This is a genomic window from Mesorhizobium sp. M0074 (genome assembly GCF_040322975.1).
In the GTDB taxonomy this organism is placed as follows: domain Bacteria; phylum Pseudomonadota; class Alphaproteobacteria; order Rhizobiales; family Rhizobiaceae; genus Mesorhizobium.
In genome coordinates, this window is sequence record NZ_JAMYUM010000003.1 from 188,770 (window position 1) to 211,850 (window position 23,081).

The window sequence follows — 23,081 nt, forward strand, 5'->3', positions numbered from 1 at the left end:
CTCAGCCTGAGGCGACATCTTGGGCGGCAAGTCCGCCGAAGCGGCGCTCGCGGCCGGCGAAATCGCGCAGTGCATCGGACAGGTGCTCGCGACTGAAGTCGGGCCAGTAGCAAGGCAGGAAAACGAGTTCGCTATAGGCGGCCTGCCATAACAGGAAGTTGGACAGCCGAAGCTCGCCGCTGGTGCGGATGACCAATTCCGGGTCCGGAATGCCCTCTGTATCGAGCGAGCTGGCAAAGGAATCGGCCGTGATCGCCTCGCTCTCGATCTCACCGCGCGCCACCGCCGCTGCGAGCTTGCGCGCGGTGCGCACGATCTCGTCGCGCCCGCCGTAATTGAAGGCAATGACCAGTGTCAGCGCCTCGTTGCCGAGAGTGAGCGTTTCGGCTTCCTCGAGCAGCCCCCTTATGTCGGGCTGCAGCCCTGCCCTGTCACCGATGACCCTGATCCGCACCCCACTCTGGTGCAGCTCGGCGAGGTCACGTCGGATGAAAAGCTTAAGCAGGCCCATGAGGTCGCTGACTTCGGATTTCGGCCGTGACCAGTTTTCCGACGAAAAAGCGTAGACGGTCAGGAAGGAGATGCCGAGGCCGGGGGCGGCGCGCACTGTCTTGCGCAGCGCCTCGACGCCGGCGCGGTGACCGGCCAGCCGCGGCAAGCCGCGCGCCTTGGCCCAGCGTCCGTTTCCGTCCATGATGATCGCGACATGCGCGGGCGTTGCCATATTCTCGCTTCCGGGCCAGGCGTGGCCAGACCCTAGACCTGCATGATTTCCGCTTCCTTGTCGGAAAGCAGGTGGTCGATGGTGCTGATTGTCTCGTCGGTCAGTTTCTGAACCTGGTCGGCCCGTTTGCGGTGGTCGTCCTCACTGATGTCGCCGTCCTTTTCCGCCTTTTTCAGAAAGTCCATGCCGTCCCGGCGAACGTGGCGTGCGGCGACGCGGGCATTCTCGGCATAACCGTGCGAGATCTTGACCAGCTCCTTGCGGCGCTGTTCGTTGAGCTCGGGCAGCGGAATCCTGAGATTGGTACCGTCGACGATAGGATTGAAGCCGAGATTGGCTTCACGGATGGCGCGGTCGACTGCGCTGACCATCGACTTGTCCCAGACCGAAACCGAAATCATGCGCGGTTCCGGCACCGACACTGTTGCCACCTGGTTGATCGGCATGGTGGTGCCATAGGCCTGCACCTGGACGGCATCGAGCAGGTTGCTCGACGCGCGGCCGGTGCGCAGCGAAGCCAGATCATGCTTGAACGCGGCGATCGCCCCGTCCATGCGCCGTTTGAGATCGTCGTACTCGCCACTCATCATCGTCTCCTCGACCCGTTAACCCGGGTTCACTGCTTAGGCCCTGTTCGAGCCTCATCCGCAACCGGTCCCTTTCGGGTTCATGGTCCGGTCAATCGTCTGCGACAACCGTGCAACGGCCACCGCCCCTCAGGATATCGCCGAAGCCACCCTTCTCGTGGATCGAATAGACGATTATCGGAATGTTGTTTTCGCGCGCAAGTGCAATCGCCGCCGTATCCATGATCGAAAGCCCGCGTTTGATGACTTCGTCATGGCTGATCCGCTCGAAACGTGTCGCATGCGGGTCCTTCTTGGGATCAGCCGAATAGACACCATCGACCTGGGTGCCCTTGAACAGAGCATCGGCGCCGATCTCGGCGGCGCGAAGGGCTGCAGCCGAATCGGTGGTGAAGAACGGATTGCCGGTGCCGCCGGCGAAGATGACGACCTTGCCCTGGTTCATGTAGGCGGTCGCCTGACGCTGCGAAAAACTTTCGCAAAGCTCGGGCATGGCGATCGCCGACAGCACCACGGCGTCGACGCCGATCTTGTTGAGCGAGGTGCGCAGCGCCAGCGAATTGATAACCGTGGCAAGCATGCCCATATGGTCGCCGGTGACGCGGTCTCCGCCTTTTGACGCAACCGCGACGCCACGGAAGATGTTGCCGCCGCCTATGACGACACCGACTTCGATGCCCAATGCGCGGGCCTCGGCGATGTCGGCGGCGATGCGGTCGACCACCGATACGTCGATGCCGAAATGCTGCTCGCCCATCAACGCTTCGCCCGACGCTTTCAGCAAGACACGTCGGTAGAGGGGCTTCACCGTCATCTGGTCCTCGTCATCGTGCGTGTGACGCGTTTCGGTGCGCCCCGAAACACTGGGCGTTCCGATACACGAAGGGCACCGCGATGTCACGCGGCGCCCGAGCCGGAAAGTTGAGATCGTGGACCGGGATAGCCGTCAGCTCACGCCGGCAAAAGTGCCTCGCATGAGCAGATCCGGCAGATAGCTTGCCGGCTTACCGCCAACCGCCTGCCCACCGGTCAGGCCGCCTTGTATTTCAGGGCCGAAGAACGAATACGGAAAGGGCGTGACCGGCCGGCTCACCGCATCGAGCCGTGCCCGAAGATCTTCGGGAATGTCGAAATCAAGCGCGCCGAGATTGTCCTTGAGCTGGTCAAGCCTGGTGGCGCCGACGATGACGGACGCAATGCCTGGCCTGTTCGCCGTCCAGTTCAGGGCGACCTGGGCCATGCTGCGGCCAAGCTGGCCGGCAACCCTCTCCAGTTCGGCGACGATTTGCCAGTTGCGGTCGGTGAATTTCTGGAAACCGGGATTGGTCGAACCACGCATTGTCTCCAGCCGGCCACCATCCTCGACGATTGTATCGAAACGGTATTTTCCGCTGAGCAGGCCGCTGGCCAATGGACTCCAGACCATGATTCCGGCGCCATAGCGCGTGCCGAACGGCACGAACTCGTGCTCGATGTTGCGCTCGGCCAGCGAATATTCGAGCTGAAGCGCCGAAACCGGTTCATAGCCGCGATGCTCGGCGACGGCCTGCGCCCGGCTTGCGTACCAGGCCGGCACGTCGGACAGACCGACATGCCGGATCTTTCCGGCGCGCACCAGATCGTCCAGCGTCCGCATCACCTCCTCCGGCGGCGTCAGCCTGTCCCAGGTATGGAGGATGTAGAGGTCGATGTAGTCGGTGCCGAGCCGCTTCAGCGAACCGTCTATCGCCCGCAGGATGTTCTTGCGGCCGTTGCCCCCGGCGTTCGGGTTGCCCGGTTCGGCGTTGTAGGTGAATTTGGTACTGATCACCGCCTTGTCGCGCAGCCCACGCTCGGCGATGAATTCGCCGAGCCAGGTTTCGGCCGTGCCACCGGTATAGAGATCGGCGGTATCGAAGAAATTGCCACCGGCTTCGACATAGGCATCAACCAAGGCGCGCGCGGTTTCCTTCTCCGCGCCCCAGCCCCATTCCGTGCCGAACGTCATGGTGCCGAGCGCCAGGCGGGTGACACGCAGCCCGCTGTTGCCGAGCGTGTAGTAGGACATGGTCATGGATTTTCTCCTGAAGTTTGAAAAGCGGGATTGAGGTCTTGCCTGGGATACGCAGTCAGGCCTTGGCCAGCGCATCGACCACCACCTGGAAGCGGCGCGGATCGAAATAATCGTGGTAGGCGCTGATCAGACCGCTCTTGAAGTGGAAAATTGCGATATTGCTGTTGGTGTATTCAGTGCCGCCGATCAGCACCGCGCGGTTCTTGTACTCACCGACGATCGCGTCCGAATCCGCTGCCGGATAGATGGCTGTCAGCTGCGAATCGAAGGATTCGAAATTACGAAGAGGCCTCGGAAGGCCGCCAGGATCGCGGCCTTACCATCGATGCTGTTTCCAAATCCTGCCGGCGGGTAGAAGACAAGTATACGGCCATCTTCAGCCCAAAGGTCGCCCCATGCCTCAATGTCCTTGCGGTGCATCAGATCAAAGAATTTACGCACGGTCTCGAGATTACGGATTCGTTCGGAATCGAGGTCGGTCATTAGACGTCTCCTTGGCTGCTCGGCGATTGCCGTGTGATGCAGCCAAAGATGCACCCTCCTTTCCCCATCGATAAGATTGCATTATCCGAATGGACTATGCGATATCATGCATGAATGGACCGCGATCTGCTTAGCCACCTACCTATAATCGTTGCCGTCGCGCGGCGTGGCGGCTTCGCGCCGGCAGCCGCCGAGCTCGGCATGAGCCCGTCAACAGTCAGCCATGCGGTTCGGCTGGTAGAGGAGCGAATTGGCCAGCCGTTGTTTGCCCGCACCACGCGCAGCGTCTCGCTGACCGAGGCTGGCACCGCGCTTGTCGCTGCGGCGGAGCCGGCGCTGGAAGACATTGCCGACCGGATCGAACGTATCCGCTCTGTCAAAGGCCGGGCAAGCGGACTGCTCAGGATCAACGCGCCGCGTTTGGCGCTGCCTCTGGCGCTCATGCCCATCCTGACGGCGATGGCGGGATGTTACCCTGACGTGACGGTGGAGATCGTCACCGACGAACGTCTGAGCGATATCGTCGGCGAGGGTTTCGACGCCGGCATCCGGCTGGGCGAGATGATCGCCGAGGATATGGTGACGGTGCGACTGACAGGGCCTTTCCGCAGCATCATCGTTGCCTCGCCGGCCTATGTCGGCCGGCGCGGGCGGCCATGGGCGTTGGCCGATCTCGCCGCGCACAACTGCATCGGCTATCGGCTGTTGCGATCACGTGCGCTCTATCGCTGGGATCTGTCCGATCAGGGCAAGGATATCAGCGTCGAGACACGCGGCAGCGTGGTCGTCAGCGATCCGCTGTCGGCAAGGGAAATGGCGCTTGCCGGCATCGGCCTCGCCTATCTGTTCGAGCCGCTTGTCAAGCCCGACATCGAGGCAGGCCGGCTGGTCGAAGTCCTTGGCGAGGCATCGATCGAGGAACCGGGACTGTTCCTCTATTTCCCGCGCCGCGCCGCAATGGCCCCGAAGCTCCGCGCCTTCATCGACACCGCGCAAGAAATCGGCCGGGCATCCTCGCGGATACCCGGCCGAAAAAGCCTTTCAAACGAATAGTTACTTCTTGACCGCTGCCGCGACTTCCGCCGCGAAATCGGTCTCTTCCTTCTCGATGCCCTCGCCGAGCGCGAAGCGCAGATAGGCAGCGATTTTGGCTGGCGCGCCGATTTCGCTTTCGGCATCCTTCAGCGCCTTCTCAACGGTAATGTCGGGATTGAGCACGAAAGCCTGCTTGAGCAGCACGACCTCTTCATAGAACTTGCGCAAACGGCCTTCGACCATCTTCTCGATGATCGCTTCCGGCTTGCCGGACTGGCGCGCCTGGTCGGCGAAGATCGCCTTCTCGCGTTCCACTGCGGCCGGATCGAGCTCTTCGGTGGTCAGGGCCATCGGATTGGTGGCAGCGACATGCATGGCAACCTGACGGGCGAAGGCGTTGGCGGCATGCGCGTTGCCTGTCGTCTCGATGGCCACCAGCACGCCGAGCTTGCCAAGGCCGTCGGCGACCGCATTGTGAACGTAGGTTGCGACAGCGCCGTGCTCGACGGTGAGCTTGGCCGAGCGGCGGAAGCCCAGATTCTCGCCGATGGTGCCGACAGCGTCCTTGATGGTCTCGGCGACCGACTTGCCCGAGCCCGGATAGGGAGCGGCGGCAACGGCCTCGGTCTTGCCGCCATAGGCAAGCGCGACCTTCGCGACATTGGCGACGATCTCCTGAAACGCAGCATTGCGGGCAACGAAGTCCGTCTCGGAATTGACCTCGACGATCGCTGCCTCGCGGACCCCGGAATCTACGCCGATCAGGCCTTCGGCAGCGGTACGGCCAGCCTTCTTGTCGGCCTTGGAAATGCCCTTCTTGCGCAGCCAGTCGATGGCTTCTTCCATATTGCCGTTGGTCTCGTTCAACGCCGCCTTGCAGTCCATCATGCCCGCGCCGGTCAAGTCGCGGAGTTCTTTGACCTGTGCAGCCGAAATGCTCATTGTCGCCTCTTTGTCTAAATGCACTGACGCACCATCGATTTTCGATGATGCGCCTGGTGCCGGTAGCGCTTACCGCGCCAACATATTGGAAAGATGAAGGCCGCAGCCGGCCTTCGCTACTATGCTTCCGGGGTCTGGGCTGCCGGGCTCTCGGCGCCCGGGGTCTGATCGAGCGCCGGCTCGACCGGAGCCTCGACCGATGCGCCGATATCGACACCGAGCGCGCCCTGCTGACGGGCGATGCCGTCGATAGCTGCCTTGGCGATCAAATCGCAATACAGCTGGATGGCGCGGGCCGCGTCGTCATTGCCGGGGATCGGGAAGTCGATCTTGTCCGGGTCGCAGTTGGAATCGATGATGGCAACGACCGGGATGCCGAGACGCTTGGCCTCGAGAATGGCGATCGCTTCCTTGTTGGTGTCGATCACGAACATCAAATCGGGCGTCGAACCCATATCCTTGATGCCGCCCAGCGCCTTGTCGAGCTTCTCACGCTCGCGGTCGAGGTTGAGGCGCTCCTTCTTGGTCAGGCCCTGAGCCTCGCCGGCCAGCATTTCGTCCAGCTTGCGCAGGCGCTGGATGGAATTCGAGATCGTCTTCCAGTTGGTCAGCATGCCGCCGAGCCAGCGCGAGTTGACATAGTACTGGGCCGAGCGCTGCGCGGCATCGGCGACGATGTCGGAGGCCTGGCGCTTGGTGCCGACGAACAGCACGCGGCCGCCCTTGGCAACAGTGTCGGAAACCTGCTTCAGCGCCTGGTGCAGCAAAGGCACCGTCTGCGAGAGGTCGATGATGTGTATGTTGTTGCGGGCGCCGTAGATATAGGGCGCCATTTTCGGGTTCCAGCGGTGGGTCTGGTGGCCGAAGTGAATGCCAGCTTCCAATAGCTGGCGCATGCTGAAATCAGGCAGAGCCATTCTTATTTCCTTTCCGGTTAGCCTCCACGGACACAGGCATTTTTGGACTTTGTCCTCGAACGCCACCGGAGGTTTCAGCCGGATTTCTCCCGGGCAGACACCAAAGTCCGTGTGTGGAATGAGCGCGCATATAGAGGGGAAGCGCGACAAACGCAAGCGTTGTGGCGTCTGTGTTTCAGCGTGCGGCGATCAGCGCACCGGTGTCATCGCCGCATCTTCCCCTTCGGCACCCGCACACGCCGGAAAACAGCGACGATCTCCTCGCGGCTGCATTCGATGGCGCCTAGCCGCACTGCGCGGTCGCGCTCGAACCCGGTTATGTCATAATGCGGTGCCGATGTCTTCGGCGGTCCTTGGTAGGACGCGCGCTTGATGCCGAGCTGCCCGGCAAAGCGATGCAGTTCGTCGGTGTCGTCTGCCAGCAGATGACACCAGCGGTGGCCGACCCATTTCCAGATCGCCGCATCGACATAGACCGCCATGAGGTTTGCCGCACTCCTTCATCTTGCGCTGACCAACACGCCGCTAACGATGATAGAAGGGATTGGCATAGAAAATGAAGGCGCCGCCGGCCTCGAGTTGCGTCATCGTCCTGGTGACGGTCTCCTGCATCCGGCCGTGCAGTTCGGCGAGTGCCTCCTCGACGGAGCCTTGATAGGCGTGCAAGCCTAGCGGCTCCGGTACCCGGACATAGGCGCGGCGTGGGCCTGCCGGCTGCGGCACGAAACGGTTGATCGTATCGCGCATCGTACCCTTGCAATAGTCGTTGCGGATCCGCTTCAAATGTTCGGCGATCTCCTCCTGCGTGATGCGCGGGTTGGCTGAAGCCCACGGCCCGACACGCTGCACGCGCTGGATTGTATCCGCCAGCATTCGGACCTGCTTCTGGCTTCCATTGCCATCCGTGTTTTCCCGCAGCCAGCGCCGCGAACGGCGCAAAAGGTCGGCATTGTCGAGCGTGCCGGCGTCGACCGAGACAAGTTCGGCAAGGCGACGGCCGAGTTCGGTCAGCAGGTCCTTTTGACGTGCGTCATACGAAGCCCGCTCATCGGACCGCAGGCCATATGCAGCCTCATCGCGCGACAGCAACGTCGCATAGGTATGATGGATGCGCTCCGGCAGCGAATCGGCGGCACGGCGTTCGATCTTCAGGCTGTGCTCGACATAGGCGCATTCCTTTGCCAGCGCTGCCTCGACATTCCCCGTGAAAGCAAGCTTCCAGATCACGGGCGCGATCCAAACCTTGAAATCCGGATCCGTCAGGCGGCCGCGCTTCAGCGCCTCGAACCCCATTTCGACCGCGCCCGGCAGCAGCGGGGCAATGATGTTGGCATGCCAGCCGACACCGCCTTCGGGATGCAGGAGCACGCCGTGCCCCTTCAGCGCCCAGGCCACCGAATGTTCCTTGGCCGCCGCGCTGTTGCCCGGGATTTGCGCGATCAGATTGTTGGCCAACCAGAATTTCTGCATCAGCCGGCCAAGCCCGTTGACGACGCCGTGCGTGGCCCAGGATGCCGCCAGCGGGCTTACCCGCGAGACGACCTCCTTGTCGATCATCCAGTCGGTAAAGAATTCGGGATGGTTGGGCGTGATGAACGTCGCCTTGCCCGCGCCGCAACAAGCCTTCAGCCTTTGCCGGTCATCCTCCGGAAAATCGATGTGGCGGACATTGGCGACGCCGCGCAAACCGGCCAGACGGTTGAATGGCAACAGGTCGCGAAAGCCTGGAATGCCGTGCAGCATGACAATCCGGTTGACGAATGTCATAGCGTTGATCAGCGTCGCATTGGGCCGCGGCGCCACAAAAACGTCGATCCTGCTCAACCTGCTCCCCCGCGGCGCATACCGTCATAAGACGTTGATAGGCAATTGCGGCATGCTCAAGTCGATGCGACTTGCCCCGCAAGATTAAGCGCTACTATCCCGGATAGCGGCCGGCGGCTTGCCGTTCACTCGAGCTTATTTAGACGGGCAGGTCTTTGGCTGATCGAACAGCGACAGATTGACCAGTTTGCCGGTCATCGAGAACTCGCCATAGTCCATGACGAGATCGCGCGTGATGCCGTTCTTGTGCAGCTTGAAGCTGATCCGGTATTCCGGCACCTCCTCGCCGCCTTTGTCGGCATCATCGAAATAGGCGATGTCGACCGGCCAGTATTTGTCGGTGGCGAGCTTGGCCAGCGCCGGCGCTTCCGGATCGGCATTGTCGGCATCGGCTTGCTTGCCGACGACGACGGTGGTGGTCACCACCTTGTTGGCATCCTCAGAGCCGTCGAACAGGTTGGTTTCGTAGAAACGCTCGCCCTTTTCCGCCTTGCCGATCATTTCGACCATTTGCTGGGTCGGGAACTGCGTCGGCGCGAGTTCCAGGCTGTTCTTCTCGGGCTTGTCGATATCGACCTTGAGACCGTTGGCTTCCTTCGTTGCGGTACCCTTGACCTCCTTGTCGAGGTTCTGGTCGACAAAGGATTTGTTCACGAAGGAGAAGGTCTTGCCCTCGGCATCCTCGAAGGTGGTCATCTGCTGGTCGGTCAGCCTGGTGTTGTCGCTGGTTACGATCTGGGTCACCAAACGGAACTTTACCGTATAGCCCTCGCAAGGCGAGCCGTTGAACTCGTAGACCATGCGGCCGGTGATGCCGGTAATGCCGGAACGGTCTGAAGCCTTGTCGAGTGAAATGTCGTAAACAGCACGATGCGCCTGCAGCGCAGGCACCGCAAAAGCGGGAGCCGCCCAGGAAGCCGCTGTCAAGAGAACGGCGTTGAATGCGAGGCGCGTTGCGCGCATGGGGTGCTCCGATCATCGCGGCTAATGGCGAGCCGCATGGAAAGATGGTCCAGCTTAAAAAAAGTCGTGGCGGAAGCGAGGCAAAAATAGCAATTTCGGCCCGGCCTGCGCGGCACCTTCAAGCAATAGGGAAATAGCATGAGCGAAACAATCGAAAAGCGGCTAAGCGATCTCGGCGTGACGCTGCCGGCCGCCGCCGCGCCCGCCGCCAATTACGTGCCCTATTGCCGGACCGGCAATCTGCTGTTCACCGCCGGGCAGTTGCCGCTCAAGGAGGGCAAGCTCCAGGCGAGCGGACTGCTTGGCCGCGATGTCGACACCGCGACCGGCAAGGAAGCCGCAAAATACTGTGCAATCAACATATTGGCCCAGGCTCACGCGGCACTTGGCGATCTCGAGAAAATCCGTCGCTTGGTGAAGATCACCGTCTTCGTCGCCTCGGCACCGGATTTTGTCGAACAGCATCTGGTTGCCAACGGCGCCTCGGATTTTCTCGCCGCCGTGCTCGGCGATCGTGGCAAGCACGCTCGCTCCGCCGTCGGCACCGCCTCCCTGCCGCTTAATGCCGCAGTGGAAATCGAAGCGATCTTCGAAGTCGAATGACCGGGACTGCAACCATGACCGATCTTTCCTGGCTGACCGCCCGGCCCGTCGCCCATCGCGGCCTCCACGACATGAACAAGACGCGCTGGGAGAACACCCTTTCCGCCTTCGCTGCGGCGGCCGAGCGCGGCTACGCGATCGAATGCGATGTGCACCTGTCATCCGACGGCGTCCCCGTCATCATCCACGATGGCGATCTGCGGCGGCTGACCGGCGAGGACGGCTTCGTCTGGCAGCGTACGGCTGCAGAGATCACGGCGCTGAAGGTCGGCGGCACCGCCGACCATTTGCCGACGCTGCAGCAGGCGCTTGATCTGGTCGACGGCCGTGTGCCGATGGTTGTCGAGCTGAAAGGTGCTGCCGGGCACGACGAAGGCCTGGTCGAAAGCGTCGGCAAGATGCTCAAGCATTACAAGGGCAAGACCGCGATCATGTCGTTCGACCATTGGCTGATCCGCGAGTTCCCGAAATATGCACCCGGCATACCCGGCGGGTTGACCGCCTACGGCAACGACAACCACCTGATCGAGGCGCATTTCGCCATGCTGGCGCATGACATCGCCTTCACCTCCTACGCTGCCGGCGACCTGCCGAACCGGTTCGTCTCCTTCGTGCGAGAGAGACTCGGTATGCCGGTGATCACCTGGACCGTGCACGACCAGCCTGCCGTCGACCTGACCTTCAAATATGCCGACCAGATGACGTTCGAAGGATTCGAGCCCGATCTGGTACGGCTTGCCTGAGCGGGCTTGTATGGGTCCGCAGCGAGCTTAAGTAAGCCTCATGGATCAAGGGGACGACTGCGAAAGACAAACGGCGAATGCGGAGCTGTCGATCCGCATCGCCGCGGGCATCGGCGCCTTTACCAGCGCTGAATGGGACAGCCTCGGCGGCACTACACGCGGCGATGCAGAATACGGCTACAACCCGCTTGTCTCATTCGCTTTTTTGAGCGCGCTGGAAGATTCCGGCTGCGCTGTTCGGCGCACCGGCTGGCAAGGCCATCACCTCAGGCTGGAAACCGCGCGAGGCAAGTTGCTCGGAGCGGTCCCCTGCTATCTGAAGTCGCACAGCCAGGGCGAATATGTCTTCGACCATGGCTGGTCGGACGCGTTCGAACGCGCCGGCGGGCGCTACTATCCGAAGCTGCAATGCGCGGTGCCGTTCACGCCCGTCACCGGCCCTCGCCTGCTGGTCGGCAGGGGCGAGGACACCCCCGCCGTCAAGGCCGGTCTTGCGGCCGGCCTGAAGGCGGTGACGGATAAGCTCGGCGTGTCTTCCGCGCATGTTACTTTCGCGCCGGAGGACGACGTCCAGATATTGGCGGCGGCCGGCTTCCTGCATCGCACCGACCAGCAGTTTCACTTCTTCAACGAAGGCTTTTCGAGCTACGACGATTTTCTCGCAACGTTAGCCTCGCGCAAGCGCAAGGCAATGAAGAAGGAGCGGCGCGAGGCCCTCGCCGACGGCATCTCGATCGACTGGCTGACCGGCAAGGATCTGACCGAAAAGGCCTGGGACGACTTTTTCGCGTTCTACATGGATACCGGCAGCAGGAAATGGGGCCGGCCCTACCTCAACCGCGATTTCTTCTCGCTGATCGGCGAGCGCATGGCCGACGACATCCTGCTGGTCATGGCCAAACGCAACGGGCGCTACATTGCAGGTGCCATCAACTTCATCGGTTCAGACGCGCTCTACGGCCGCAATTGGGGCTGCATCGAGGACCACCCGTTCCTGCATTTCGAGGTCTGCTACCATCAGGCGATCGATTTCGCCATCTCGCGCAAGCTGAAGGTGGTTGAAGCCGGTGCGCAGGGCGAGCACAAGCTGGCGCGCGGCTACCGGCCCGTGACGATGCACTCGGCGCACTACCTCGCCCATCCAGGTCTGCGCAATGCAGTGGCCGACTACCTCCAACGCGAGCGGCGCGAAGTCGAGCGGATGAGCGAATATCTGGAAGAGCGCACCCCGTTCCGCAAGGACATGGCGGAGTAGAGCAGCGAGACCCACTCGCTCAGCCGAGCGGGCCGGCACAGCCGATGTCGACCGATCGTCTTGCCCGCCCGGAACAGCTTCGCTACACGAGACAGCGAGCCAAGAACCGGAGCGCGCGCCATGGCCGAAGCAACCTATGACAGCAGCAACATCTTCGCCAAAATCCTGCGCGGAGAAATCCCTTCGCATCGCGTCTACGAAGATGACGCGGTCATCGTCTTCATGGATGTGATGCCGCAAGGGCAGGGTCACACGCTGGTGGTGCCGAAAGCGCCGTCGCGCAACCTGCTCGACGCGGATCCGGCGGTGCTTGGCCCGCTCTTCGTTCACGTCCAGAAAGTTGCGCGGGCCGTAAAGAAGGCCTTCGATGCCGATGGCGTCACGGTCATGCAGTTCAACGAACCAGCTTCGGGGCAGACCGTTTTCCACCTCCATGTCCATGTCATTCCGCGCTTCGACGGCATTCCCTTGAAGCCGCACAGCGGACAGATGGAAAAGCCTGAAGTCCTGGCCGAAAACGCCGGCAAGATACGGATGGCGCTGGCAAGCTGAACCGGCGCAACCGCTCTGGCGGACGCCGGGCGGTTAACCGGAAGGTGTCATAAAAAAAAGCCCCGTTGCCGGGGCTTTTTTGACTTGCGGATTCGTCAGTTCTTACGCGGCAGTTGCGGCACAAGGCTGCGCTTGCCGCCGTCCTTACCTTTGGGCTCCGGCTTCTGCGCCACCGCCTTTTTCGCGGCGGACTTCTTCGCCACCGCCTTCTTGGCCTTCGGCACGTCGTCCGGCTCTTCCTTCTTCGGCTTCACCGGCGCCTCGTCGGCGAGCGATTCGAGCTTCAGGCCGGTCTCGCCGGTTTCCTTCTTCTCGACGGTGACACGCACCGTGCCGCCCTTCTTGAGCTTGCCGAACAGCACTTCGTCGGCCAGCGGCTTCTTGATGTGCTCCTGGATGACACGGCCAAGCGGCCGGGCGCCCATGCGCTCGTCATAGCCCTTGTCGGCCAGCCATGCGATTGCATCCTGCGACAAGTCGAAGGTTACGCCACGCTCGGAAAGCTGCGCTTCCAGCTGCATGACGAACTTCTGCACCACCTGATGGATGACCGGCACCGGCAGCGAGCCGAACGGAATGATCGCATCGAGACGGTTGCGGAACTCCGGCGTGAACAGCCGGTTGATCGCCTCGACATCGTCGCCTTCGCGCTTGGTCGAACCGAAACCGATCGCCGCGCGCTGCGCATCGGATGCGCCCGCATTGGTGGTCATGATCAGGATGACATTGCGGAAGTCGATCTGCTTGCCGTTATGGTCGGTCAGCTTGCCGTGGTCCATGACCTGCAACAGGATGTTGAACAGGTCCGGATGCGCCTTCTCGACTTCGTCCAGCAACAGCACGCAGTGCGGATGCTGGTCGACGCCGTCGGTCAGAAGGCCACCCTGGTCGAAGCCGACATAGCCGGGAGGCGCGCCGATCAGCCGTGAAACGGTGTGGCGTTCCATATATTCCGACATGTCGAAGCGGATCAGCTCCACGCCGAGCGAGGCGGCGAGTTGCTTGGCCACTTCCGTCTTGCCGACACCGGTCGGACCCGAGAACAGGTACGAGCCGATCGGCTTTTCCGGTTCCCGCAGGCCGGCCCGCGCGAGCTTGATGGCCGAAGTCAGCGCGGTGATCGCGGTGTCCTGGCCGTAGACGACGCGCTTCAACTCGATGTCGAGACCTTGCAGCACCTTCTCGTCGTCGGCGGAAACCGTCTTCGGCGGGATGCGCGCCATGGTGGCGATCGTCGCTTCGATCTCCTTGATGCCGATGGTCTTCTTGCGCTTGGCTTCCGGCACCAGCATCTGCGAGGCGCCGGTCTCGTCGATCACGTCGATCGCCTTGTCCGGCAGCTTGCGGTCGTTGATGTAACGCGCCGAGAGCTCGACCGAAGCCTTGATCGCCTCGCTCGTGTAGCGAACCTTGTGGAACTCCTCGAAATAGGGCTTGAGGCCCTTCATGATCTCGATGGCGTCCTCGACGGTCGGCTCGTTGACGTCAATCTTCTGGAAGCGCCGCACCAGCGCGCGGTCCTTCTCGAAGAACTGCCGGAACTCCTTGTAGGTGGTCGAGCCGATGCAGCGGATCGCGCCGGACGACAGCGCCGGCTTCAACAGGTTCGACGCATCCATGGCGCCGCCGGAGGTGGCCCCTGCCCCGATCACGGTGTGGATCTCATCAATGAACAGCACGGCGCCGGGATAGTCCTCGAGCTCCTTGACGACCTGCTTCAGTCGCTCCTCGAAATCGCCGCGATAACGGGTGCCGGCCAGCAGCGTGCCCATGTCGAGCGCGAAGATGGTGGCATTGTGCAGCACTTCGGGAACGTCGCCTTCGACGATGCGCTTGGCGAGGCCTTCGGCGATCGCCGTCTTGCCGACGCCGGGATCACCGACATAGAGCGGGTTGTTCTTGGAGCGGCGGCACAGCACCTGGATGGTCCGGTTGATCTCGCTCTCGCGACCGATCAATGGATCGATCTTGCCGGCCTTGGCCTTGTTGTTCAGGTTGACGCAATAGGCAGTCAGCGCGTCCTGCTGCTGCTTCTTCTTGCCGCCTTCCTCTTGCGGCTCGGCCCCGCTCTGGCTGCCTTGCTCGTCGTCGGCGCCGCGCGGCGTCCGCGTCTCGGAAGCGCCGGGGCGCTTGGCGATGCCATGCGAGATGTAGTTGACCGCGTCGTAGCGGGTCATCTGCTGTTCCTGCAGGAAGTAAGCGGCGTGGCTCTCGCGCTCAGCGAAGATGGCGACGAGCACGTTGGCGCCGGACACCTCCTCGCGGCCTGACGACTGCACATGGATCACCGCGCGCTGGATGACGCGCTGGAAACCGGCAGTCGGCTTGGAATCTTCATCGTAGCCGGTGACGAGGTTGTCGAGCTCGGTGTCGATATAGGTGAGGACCGTATGCTTCAACTCGTCGAGATCGACGTTGCAGGCACGCATGACGGCCGCCGCCTCGGTGTCGTCGATCAGGGCGAGCAGCAAATGTTCAAGGGTTGCATATTCATGGTGCCGCTCATTGGCGAGCGTCAGCGCTTGGTGAAGCGCCTTTTCCAGGCCTTGGGAGAAAGCCGGCATGTTACCTCACTTCTTCTCCATCACGCATTGCAGCGGATGCTGATTCTGTCGGGCGAAATCCATGACCTGAGCCACTTTGGTCTCGGCCACCTCGAATGTATAGACCCCGCACTCGCCCACCCCATGATTGTGAACATGAAGCATTATGCGTGTGGCGGCTTCGCGGTCCTTCTGGAAAAAGCGCTCCAGCACGTGGACCACGAATTCCATGGGTGTGTAGTCGTCGTTAAGAATGAGGACCCGATACAGACTGGGCTTCTTGGTCTTGGTTTTTGTGCGCGTGATGACGGCCGTGCCGCGACCGGCCTCATTGCCGTTGCTGCCGTTCTGCATTCGCACCACGTAGCTCGTGGCAGTCAAACCTGTAGTCACGTAGTCCTGCCTCTTTCGAATCCTCATGCATGCTCGACATGTAGGTGTTCGATGGACGATTTTAAGCCCTTCTGTTTAGCTGACAATATGGCTAGGTGGCCAAACTTGACCGATTTTTCAAATCGTGAAGACCGCAGGCCCCCGATTTCGAGCTGGCATGAAAAAACCCGGCCGCGCGTTCGCGACCGGGTCTGTCTTTGCAAGCCCAGGGGCCGGCTCGGAATGTTCGTCGAATTTACTTCGCCTTGGCGACGATCGATTCGAACGGCTTGTAGGCTTCCTTGGCGAGTTCGGCATAGAGATCGCCAAGCTTGGTGGCTTCGGTGACGAAGCTCTCATAGGACTGCTTGGCATAGTCGGACTGGATATCGATCGCCTTGTCCAGCGACTTGGCGGAAAAGAGCTTCTCAACAGCGGCGCTACCGGCTTCGAAGCTTTTCTTGGTGTACTCGCCCGCCTCGGCGGCGATAGCCTGCGCACCCTTGGACAGCGATGCGAAGCTCTTCAATCCGGTGTCCGCAAATTCCTTGCCGTATTTGCTGAAATCTTCATAGGTCTGGGTCATTTCACGCATTCCCTTGAACGGTTGCCTTGGACGATAGACGCGGCTTGTCCGGGCCGCGTTGTGCAATGCGTGTAAATATATTGTGCAGTGCACAAAAGTCAAGATTCCCGCGGCAATGCGGATCGTGAGCTGCCGGCAATCGCTAAGATTCGAATAAAGAGAAGCTCAATCCCACAGAAAATGGTGAACGCGGCGGTTACCATAAACGGATTGGTAACGCTGCCCGCGTTAGCGTGGCCGGAGGTGAGGCAGGACCCTTTGCCGCCTCCAAGGCAACGGAAATTCAAAGGAACTATCAGTGCGTAAGGCGTTGTCGGGCTTCGTTTCTAAATCCGCGTCCCCCTTCAAAACGATCATGATCCTCGCCATGGCGATGAGCTTCGTCGTCGCGGACGCGGCTTCATCCATGGCGGCCAAGTCGGCGGCCATCGTCATCGATGCCAAGACCGGCAAGGTGCTTTATTCGTCGGATGCCGATGGCCGGCGCTATCCGGCTTCGCTTACCAAGATGATGACGCTCTATCTGACGTTCGAGGCGTTGGCGAAGGGCAGGATCAGCAAGAATTCCCCGGTCGTGTTCTCGGCCAATGCCGCTGCCGAACCGCCGACGAAGCTCGGCGTCAAGCGGGGCGGCTCGGTCACGGTCGAGACCGCGATCCTGTCGATGGTGACCAAATCGGCAAACGATTCCGCAACGGCGCTTGGCGAGATGCTTGGCGGCAATGAAGCCAATTTCGCCCGCATGATGACCGCCAAGGCGCGGGCGCTGGGCATGAGGGGAACCGTTTTCCGCAACGCCAACGGCTTGCCTGATCCCGGCCAGTTCACGACCGCGCGCGACATGGCGATGCTCGGCATCGCCCTGAGAGAGCATTTCCCGCAATATTACGGCTATTTCTCGCAGCGCTCCTTTCTTTACGGGCGGCAGCGCATCAACGGCCACAATCGTCTGCTCGGACGCATCAAGGGCGTCGACGGCATCAAGACCGGTTACACCCGCGCCTCCGGTTACAATCTGGTCTCCTCGGTCTCGGATGGCGATCGGCGTATCGTAGCGGTGGTCATGGGCGGCAGGTCCGGCGGCAGCCGCGACAGCCAGATGGCCGGGTTGATCAATGCCTACATGCCGAAGGCGTCGTCGCGCGGCGGCGGCGTGCTGATTGCCAAGGCCGGCGGCGGCAATCCGATTTCAGCCTTGGCCAAGGTGCTTCTACCGAAGCATGACGCGCCGACACCGGACAGTAAGCCGGACGACGATGCCGTTGCCTCCCTTGTCGAGGAAAATGCGCCCGTCGTTGAAGAAACCACTCCGGTCGTTCAGGCCAAGAGGGTCAAGACGACGGCTGTGTCGACGGTGGACGACGTGGCGACAGCCCGGGTCGCCGCAGCCTATGCCGAACCGGCGGCAGAGGTCGATCCTGTCAGCACGGCGTCGGTGCCATCCGGCTGGGCAATACAGGTCGCCTCTTCGCCAAAACAGGCCGAAGCGAAGGCTTTCCTCGACAAGGCGACGAAGCAGGCGCCCTCCGTTCTGACCGATGCCTCCGGTTTCACCGTCGCCTTCGACAAGGACGGTGTCACCTACTACCGCGCCCGGTTCGGTGGTTTCGGTTCGAAGACGGCTGCCTGGAAGGCCTGCAACGCTTTGAAAAAGAAAAAGATCGAGTGCTACGCCGTCCAGCAGTAAGCGGCGCGCAAAACGATATCTTTCCCGAAGTTCTGCGTCGAAGGAGACTAGTTGTGATTGGAGAGCAAGACGTCCTTGGCTTCATTGATCCGCGCCGCCAGGAAAGACGTGCCACCGATATCGGGGTGCAGGCGCTGCATCAGGCGGCGGTGCGCCTTGCGGACATCCGCCGCGGCAGCCCCCGCTTCAAGACCAAGGATCTTGTAGGCCTCCTCCTTAGTCATGGCGCCAGAACCTGGCGCAACACCCAGCCCTTCGCCACCATTCGCATCAGCGTCTTTGCGCCAGATGGGAAATCTGCCGTCAAGATACGTCTCTAGCAATTGGCGGCTCTCCGGATCGCCGGAGAGTTCGCGATAGAGTTGCTGCAATTCGGCAAGCCCCATCGAGCCAAGCATCTTGCCTTCATGGCGCCCGGCCAGCACAAGGCCTTCGAGGCCGCCGGTATCGTGATCGAGTTCCATCTCAAGCGCCGCCGTACGAACTGTCGAACGCTTGCCTGCCGCCAGTTTGGCTGCCGGCCGATTCATGCGCATGGAGCCGTACCAGGCGAGCGCAGCCGACAGGATCAAGCCGCCGATGCCCTCGCGCCCGACCAGCAGCACGGCGACGCCGACCAGCCCGAGCAGCACAGGTCCAAGCGTCCTCATGCCGCCTGCAAGCTTCGCCGGATCGGCGCGCAGGAAGATGGTGAGCATGCCGAGAAACACCAGAAGCAATGCTACGAAAGCGATAATCGCGCCCATCAGTTTCCGCCGCCCCGCATATGCTCGATCATCAGCCGGTCCTCCGGCCTGCCCCGGGCCTCCAGTGCCTTCAGCCCGCCGGTCGCAAACACGGCGACGGACGAAAGCAGGCCGGCCAACGTCGCGGCAGCCCGCCGATCGAACCGGAACCAGGCCCCTTTCGACAGCCGCGCAATTTCCTTGAACGCCTTTTCCGCAGAGGCATCATGGCCCTCCTGAAAGACGAAGACAGGAACGCCGTGCAGACCGAGGCTGCCGGCCTTTTCGGCCAGATCATCTATGTTTTCTTCCATCGCGTCGCCGATATAGACCAGCGCGTTGACCTTGGCCGCCGCCGTCTGTTTCAGCGCGTGGGCGAGCACCTTGCCGATCTGGGTATGGCCGCTGCGGCAGTTGATGCGCGTCATCAGCTGTTTCAGAGCTGCGGTATCGGTGACGAATGCGGATGAGCGGCACTCGCCAAGGCCGCGAAAATAGACAAGTTGAACCTTGAGCGCCCCGGCCTTGCCGACGGCGTCGAACATCTCGGCCTGCAGCGCACAGGCGAGATCCCAGGTCGGCTGGCGGCTCATCGTCGCGTCGAGGGACAGGATCAGCCTGCCTGAACCGGTGGCGGATGCAGCGAGCGTCCTTGCCTGACGGAGAAACGCGTCGATCTCGCCGGTGCTCGATTGTGACTCGACCGGCGCAGGATTGGCCCTTGCAGGCACGGGCTGCTTCTTGTCGCTCATGACATTCAAGATGTGGCGTTGTTCCCCGGCTTGCAAGCCCAGATGAGGCGACCTGGAGGACCTGTGATGATGGCACCTGCGGACAGCGCTTCGGCTGGTGGTCTTGGCGTTGCGTTTCTCGGCGTCAGAGCAGGCCGAGATCGGCAAGCTCACGCCTGAGCTTCGGCGGCATCTCGATCAGCCCGGCTTTGCCCTTGCCGAGATCGGCCGGCGCGTCCGCCGGCTTCAGGTAGCGCCACCCCTGGAATGCACGGCGCGGTTGCCAGTCAGTGCGCACGACCTCGGGATCGAGGATCAGATGGCAACGGCCGATGCCCTCGTCATCGGTGAAGGGCCGGATTTCGGTGATCAGCTGGCGGCATTGGACATTGCCCTTGATCACCCAGTAGAGCGAGCCGCCGCCGGTAATCTCGGCGCCACGCGTCGGCACCATGCGGGTGGTGTGGTAGTGCTCGGCCGGTTCGCCGGCGCGGCGCCGCTCGTCGAGACGGAAGGCAATCCACTCTTCCAGATCCTCGACGCTGTCACAGCCGACGCAAAGCTTTATGAGATTGAGAGACATCGTTTAAGGTTTAGTCCAGCACGCGAACGCGTCAACGGCCTGATCGACTTCTCCACAGTGGTGGTCCAGGCCGCCAGATTGGCGCTCAGCACTCCACGACATTGACTGCCAATCCGCCAAGGCTGGTTTCCTTGTACTTTTCGTTCATGTCGAGGCCGGTCTGGCGCATCGTCTCGATCGCGGCATCGAGCGGCACGAAATGAACGCCGTCGCCCTTGATGGCCAGCGAAGCGGCGGTCACCGCCTTGACGGCACCAAGCGCGTTGCGCTCGATACACGGCACCTGCACCAGCCCGCCGACCGGATCGCAGGTCATGCCGAGATGATGTTCCAGCGCGATCTCGGCAGCATTCTCGACCTGCTCGGGCGTGCCGCCCATGACGGCGCACAATCCCGCCGCAGCCATTGCCGAAGCCGAACCGACCTCGCCTTGGCAGCCGACTTCCGCCCCCGAGATCGAAGCATTGGTTTTGATGATGCCGCCGACGGCCGCCGCCGTCAGCAGGAAATCGCGGATGCTGGGCTGGTCGGCTTCGGGATGGAAATGCAACCAGTAGCGCAGCACTGCGGGCAGAGTGCCGGCCGCCCCATTGGTTGGCGCGGTGACGACACGGCCGCCGGCAGCGTTCTCCTCATTGACCGCCATCGCATAGATCGACAGCCAGTCGTTGGCGAGCAGCGGGTTGGGCCGGTTCTGCTGCCATTGCTCCTGCAGCTTGTCGTGCAGCATCCGGGCACGGCGGCGCACCTTGAGTCCGCCCGGCATGATGCCGTCTTGCGACAGGCCGCGCTCGATGCACCCCTTCATGGCGCTCCAGATGCCATCGAGGCCGGCGTCGAGCTCCCCGCGCGACATCTGCGTCTCCTCGTTGACGCGCTTCATCTCGGCAATGGAAAGCCCGCTTTTCGCTGCCATGGACAGCATTTCGACGGCGTTCTTGAACGGATACGGAACCTTCTTGCCTTCGGTTGTCGCCGAGCCCCTTGCTTTCATCCGCTGCAGTTCTTCCTCGGACACTACGAAGCCGCCGCCGATCGAATAATAGACGCGCCTCAGCAGCAACCGGTCGCCGGCATCATGGGCAGAGAAGGCCATGCCGTTAGCGTGACCCGGCAGCGGCGTCTTGCGATCCAGCACAAGATCCGTTGCCGGGTCGAAACGGTAGGACGGATGGCCGGGCGGCGAAATCCGCTTCTCGGCGGCGATGCGAGCGACGATGCCGTCTGCTAGGTCGGGATCCACCGTCTGCGGCGTCTGGCCGGCGAGGCCGAGCACCACGGCACGATCGGAGCCATGGCCGATGCCGGTATAGGCGAGCGAGCCATGCAGGCTGGCCGCGATCCGGTCGACCTTGGCGCCGGCCGGGCGCGGCCAGTCGTCTCCCGCAATCTCGTCGAGAAACCGCCGCGCGGCCGTCATCGGCCCCATCGTGTGCGAACTCGATGGGCCGATGCCGATCTTGAACAAGTCGAAAACCGAAAGGAACACGTGGGCGTTTTCTCCTGGGACCCTGTTGAGGTCTACATATAGGAATTCCCATGATGTTTTCCGCTGTTTTAAGGACCGCGGCGCTGCACCTGCCGACCTTGTTTGCTCCGGCAGCGACATTCCAGCTTCGGCCATCGAAGCGTTACCGCCGCCTGTGGTAAAAGCAACGCATGAGCGATTCCTTTCACCTATCGACGGCCGACCTTGCGGCGCTGGGGTTCTTCCTTACCGCGTGGGTGCTGCATACGCTCGCCGCCGACGGAATGCTGGTCAGCCGCATGTCGCTGACGAGGGCTATGAACGCGCAGCGCGAGGCCTGGATGCGGACCATGGCCGAACGCGAGATCCGCATCGTCGACACCGCTATCATGAGCGGGCTGCAACAGGGGACCGCCTTCTTTGCCTCCAGTTCGCTGATTGCGATCGGCGGCTGTTTTGCCCTGCTCGGCGCCTCCGATCAGGTTCTGACCGTGCTGAGTGACCTGCCGTTTGGCGCCACGTCCTCACGCGCGGCCTTCCAGACGAAGGTGTTCGGGCTGGTGCTGATCCTGGCCTTTTCCTTCTTCAAGTTCGGCTGGGCTTACCGGCTGTTCAACTATTGCTCGATCCTGATCGGCGCCGTGCCGATTCCACATGGCGAGGCGTCGCGCAATCCGGTCACCGAAACGGCGGTGTGGCGTGCCGCGCGCATGAACATGCTGGCCGGAAAGCATTTCAATTCGGGCCTGCGCGGCGTGTTCTTCTCGATCGGCTATCTTGGTTGGTTCGTCGATCCCACCGTCTTCGTGCTATCGACGCTGCTGCTTCTGGCGGTACTGGTGCGCCGCCAGTTTTTCTCGGCGGCGCGGCAGGCGGTGCTCGTCAGCCGCCCGGTCCGGGGAAAGGCCGATCGATGCGGCCCGACAGCCAATAGGCGGTGAGCCCTATCCATTCGCGGATCGCAACAGTGGTGACCTCCAGCCAGTCGCCGGGATAAGGCAAGGTGCCGATGCTTTCCTTGCCGGAAGTGCGATAGTCGACCGGCCACGGAACGGTCGAAAAACCGGCTTTGTCGAACAGCGCCTTGGCGCGTGGCATGTGGAAGGCCGAGGTCACCAGCAACCAAGTCTCGCCCGGTTTCGGCGTCACCAGTTCCCTGGTAAAGACAGCGTTCTCGTAGGTGTTGCGGGATTTGTTCTCGAGGATCAGCCGATCGGCCGCCACGCCGAAAGCGGCAAAAAGACGCGGCGCGGTATCTGCATCGCCTTCGCCGCCGCGGAACGTTTCGATGCTGCCACCGGAGATAACGACTTTCGCTGTCGGGAACCGCCGCGCCAGCACGGCCGCCTCGACCATCCGGTCGCCGCTGGAGTTCATTTCATAGCCGCCACGCACCAGATTGACGGCGCCATCCAGACTGCCGCCAAGCACTATGATACCGTCAACCTTTTCCGGCAGCGGCGGCCTGGGGAAACGTTCCTCCAGCCGATTGAGCATCATGGGGCCGAGTGGGCTCCATATCGAAACCGCCAGAATGAGGAAGGCAAGAGCGCTGCCGGCGGTCGCCAACCGTCGCCGCCCGAACATCGCCGCGATCAGCCCCGCCAGCAGCAGGAAGATCGCGAGATTCAACGGCTCGACGAAGAACCCGAGAACCTTGGAGACATAGAAGAACATCCCTCACCCCCCTCAAGATGAGAAACGA

The 23,081-nt window shown here is 62.0% G+C and carries 25 protein-coding genes and 1 pseudogene; 7 read left to right on the top strand and 19 right to left on the bottom strand.

Going from position 1 to position 23,081, the window contains the following annotated elements; translation table 11 throughout:
• Window position 1 precedes the first annotated feature (1 nt).
• The 6 genes from NKJ73_RS06035 to NKJ73_RS06060 form a co-directional block, all read right to left on the bottom strand.
• Entirely contained in the window at window positions 2–724 is a 723-nt protein-coding gene (locus NKJ73_RS06035) for an isoprenyl transferase (RefSeq protein WP_352448819.1), read from the bottom strand.
• Window positions 725–756: 32 nt separating this feature from the next.
• On the bottom strand, window positions 757–1,311 hold the full coding sequence (gene frr, locus NKJ73_RS06040; RefSeq protein WP_084640965.1) for a ribosome recycling factor: 555 nt from the start codon (window positions 1,309–1,311) through the stop codon (window positions 757–759).
• Between the two features lie 91 nt (window positions 1,312–1,402).
• Complete coding sequence (pyrH, locus tag NKJ73_RS06045) at window positions 1,403–2,125, bottom strand: UMP kinase (protein ID WP_023674934.1); 723 nt, start codon at window positions 2,123–2,125, stop codon at window positions 1,403–1,405.
• Window positions 2,126–2,257: 132 nt separating this feature from the next.
• The gene (locus tag NKJ73_RS06050; RefSeq protein WP_352568697.1) at window positions 2,258–3,364 is read right to left on the bottom strand and encodes an aldo/keto reductase; all 1,107 of its coding nucleotides are present in this window, start codon (window positions 3,362–3,364) and stop codon (window positions 2,258–2,260) included.
• A gap of 55 nt (window positions 3,365–3,419) precedes the next feature.
• On the bottom strand, window positions 3,420–3,557 hold the full coding sequence (locus NKJ73_RS06055; RefSeq protein ID WP_352568698.1) for a nuclear transport factor 2-like protein: 138 nt from the start codon (window positions 3,555–3,557) through the stop codon (window positions 3,420–3,422).
• 59 nt (window positions 3,558–3,616) lie between these two features.
• Entirely contained in the window at window positions 3,617–3,847 is a 231-nt protein-coding gene (locus NKJ73_RS06060) for a nuclear transport factor 2 family protein (protein ID WP_352568699.1), read from the bottom strand.
• A gap of 114 nt (window positions 3,848–3,961) precedes the next feature.
• On the opposite strand from NKJ73_RS06060, the gene NKJ73_RS06065 reads away from it, so the two are divergent.
• Complete coding sequence (locus NKJ73_RS06065) at window positions 3,962–4,900, top strand: LysR family transcriptional regulator (RefSeq protein WP_352568700.1); 939 nt, start codon at window positions 3,962–3,964, stop codon at window positions 4,898–4,900.
• Here the strand turns inward: NKJ73_RS06065 and tsf are convergent, their stop codons facing one another.
• The 5 genes from tsf to NKJ73_RS06090 form a co-directional block, all read right to left on the bottom strand.
• Entirely contained in the window at window positions 4,901–5,824 is a 924-nt protein-coding gene (gene tsf, locus NKJ73_RS06070) for a translation elongation factor Ts (RefSeq protein WP_352471655.1), read from the bottom strand.
• Window positions 5,825–5,943: 119 nt separating this feature from the next.
• Window positions 5,944–6,741, bottom strand: coding sequence for a 30S ribosomal protein S2 (gene rpsB, locus NKJ73_RS06075; protein WP_352568701.1), 798 nt, complete (start codon window positions 6,739–6,741; stop codon window positions 5,944–5,946).
• Window positions 6,742–6,944: 203 nt separating this feature from the next.
• Window positions 6,945–7,223: a DUF4031 domain-containing protein gene (locus NKJ73_RS06080; protein ID WP_352471792.1), complete on the bottom strand. Its 279-nt coding sequence runs from the start codon at window positions 7,221–7,223 to the stop codon at window positions 6,945–6,947.
• A 43-nt stretch (window positions 7,224–7,266) separates the two neighbouring features.
• A complete protein-coding gene (locus NKJ73_RS06085) occupies window positions 7,267–8,565 on the bottom strand; it encodes a lysophospholipid acyltransferase family protein (RefSeq protein WP_352568702.1) in 1,299 nt (432 codons plus the stop codon).
• A 135-nt stretch (window positions 8,566–8,700) separates the two neighbouring features.
• A complete protein-coding gene (locus NKJ73_RS06090; RefSeq protein WP_023674927.1) occupies window positions 8,701–9,528 on the bottom strand; it encodes a cell envelope integrity EipB family protein in 828 nt (275 codons plus the stop codon).
• Between the two features lie 138 nt (window positions 9,529–9,666).
• On the opposite strand from NKJ73_RS06090, the gene NKJ73_RS06095 reads away from it, so the two are divergent.
• The 4 genes from NKJ73_RS06095 to NKJ73_RS06110 all read left to right on the top strand — a co-directional run bounded on the left by NKJ73_RS06095 (window position 9,667) and on the right by NKJ73_RS06110 (window position 12,681).
• Window positions 9,667–10,131 carry a RidA family protein gene (locus NKJ73_RS06095; protein ID WP_023674926.1) on the top strand — a complete coding sequence of 155 codons (465 nt, stop codon included), beginning with the start codon at window positions 9,667–9,669 and terminating at the stop codon, window positions 10,129–10,131.
• A gap of 14 nt (window positions 10,132–10,145) precedes the next feature.
• Complete coding sequence (locus tag NKJ73_RS06100) at window positions 10,146–10,874, top strand: glycerophosphodiester phosphodiesterase (RefSeq protein ID WP_023674925.1); 729 nt, start codon at window positions 10,146–10,148, stop codon at window positions 10,872–10,874.
• A 40-nt stretch (window positions 10,875–10,914) separates the two neighbouring features.
• Window positions 10,915–12,129 (top strand): GNAT family N-acetyltransferase, encoded by a 1,215-nt coding sequence (locus tag NKJ73_RS06105; RefSeq protein WP_352568703.1) that lies wholly within the window; start codon window positions 10,915–10,917, stop codon window positions 12,127–12,129.
• 120 nt (window positions 12,130–12,249) lie between these two features.
• Complete coding sequence (locus NKJ73_RS06110; protein WP_023674923.1) at window positions 12,250–12,681, top strand: HIT family protein; 432 nt, start codon at window positions 12,250–12,252, stop codon at window positions 12,679–12,681.
• Window positions 12,682–12,776: 95 nt separating this feature from the next.
• Here NKJ73_RS06110 and clpA read toward each other — a convergent pair whose 3' ends face one another.
• The 3 genes from clpA to NKJ73_RS06125 all read right to left on the bottom strand — a co-directional run bounded on the left by clpA (window position 12,777) and on the right by NKJ73_RS06125 (window position 16,182).
• Entirely contained in the window at window positions 12,777–15,245 is a 2,469-nt protein-coding gene (clpA, locus tag NKJ73_RS06115) for an ATP-dependent Clp protease ATP-binding subunit ClpA (protein ID WP_352466468.1), read from the bottom strand.
• A 6-nt stretch (window positions 15,246–15,251) separates the two neighbouring features.
• On the bottom strand, window positions 15,252–15,578 hold the full coding sequence (gene clpS, locus NKJ73_RS06120) for an ATP-dependent Clp protease adapter ClpS (RefSeq protein ID WP_023674921.1): 327 nt from the start codon (window positions 15,576–15,578) through the stop codon (window positions 15,252–15,254).
• 274 nt (window positions 15,579–15,852) lie between these two features.
• The gene (locus NKJ73_RS06125; RefSeq protein WP_352471661.1) at window positions 15,853–16,182 is read right to left on the bottom strand and encodes a phasin family protein; all 330 of its coding nucleotides are present in this window, start codon (window positions 16,180–16,182) and stop codon (window positions 15,853–15,855) included.
• 298 nt (window positions 16,183–16,480) lie between these two features.
• On the opposite strand from NKJ73_RS06125, the gene NKJ73_RS06130 reads away from it, so the two are divergent.
• Complete coding sequence (locus tag NKJ73_RS06130) at window positions 16,481–17,869, top strand: SPOR domain-containing protein (RefSeq protein ID WP_352568704.1); 1,389 nt, start codon at window positions 16,481–16,483, stop codon at window positions 17,867–17,869.
• Between the two features lie 47 nt (window positions 17,870–17,916).
• On the opposite strand, the gene NKJ73_RS06135 is transcribed toward NKJ73_RS06130, so the two are convergent.
• The 4 genes from NKJ73_RS06135 to NKJ73_RS06150 form a co-directional block, all read right to left on the bottom strand.
• Window positions 17,917–18,615, bottom strand: coding sequence for a DnaJ domain-containing protein (locus NKJ73_RS06135; protein WP_352448805.1), 699 nt, complete (start codon window positions 18,613–18,615; stop codon window positions 17,917–17,919).
• Window positions 18,615–19,346 carry a vWA domain-containing protein gene (locus NKJ73_RS06140; RefSeq protein WP_352568705.1) on the bottom strand — a complete coding sequence of 244 codons (732 nt, stop codon included), beginning with the start codon at window positions 19,344–19,346 and terminating at the stop codon, window positions 18,615–18,617. Before NKJ73_RS06140 ends, NKJ73_RS06135 begins: the two co-directional genes overlap by 1 nt.
• Window positions 19,347–19,470: 124 nt before the next feature.
• Window positions 19,471–19,908, bottom strand: coding sequence for a DUF1489 family protein (locus tag NKJ73_RS06145; RefSeq protein WP_023674916.1), 438 nt, complete (start codon window positions 19,906–19,908; stop codon window positions 19,471–19,473).
• Window positions 19,909–19,993: 85 nt separating this feature from the next.
• Window positions 19,994–21,397, bottom strand: a complete 1,404-nt coding sequence (locus NKJ73_RS06150) for an L-serine ammonia-lyase (protein ID WP_352448802.1) — start codon at window positions 21,395–21,397, stop codon at window positions 19,994–19,996.
• A 170-nt stretch (window positions 21,398–21,567) separates the two neighbouring features.
• Here NKJ73_RS06150 and NKJ73_RS06155 point away from each other — a divergent pair.
• A pseudogene (locus NKJ73_RS06155) lies at window positions 21,568–22,310 on the top strand (DUF599 domain-containing protein).
• Here NKJ73_RS06155 and NKJ73_RS06160 read toward each other — a convergent pair.
• Window positions 22,259–23,053: a YdcF family protein gene (locus tag NKJ73_RS06160; protein WP_352455738.1), complete on the bottom strand. Its 795-nt coding sequence runs from the start codon at window positions 23,051–23,053 to the stop codon at window positions 22,259–22,261. The pseudogene NKJ73_RS06155 and the gene NKJ73_RS06160 overlap by 52 nt on opposite strands.
• Window positions 23,054–23,081 lie beyond the last annotated feature (28 nt).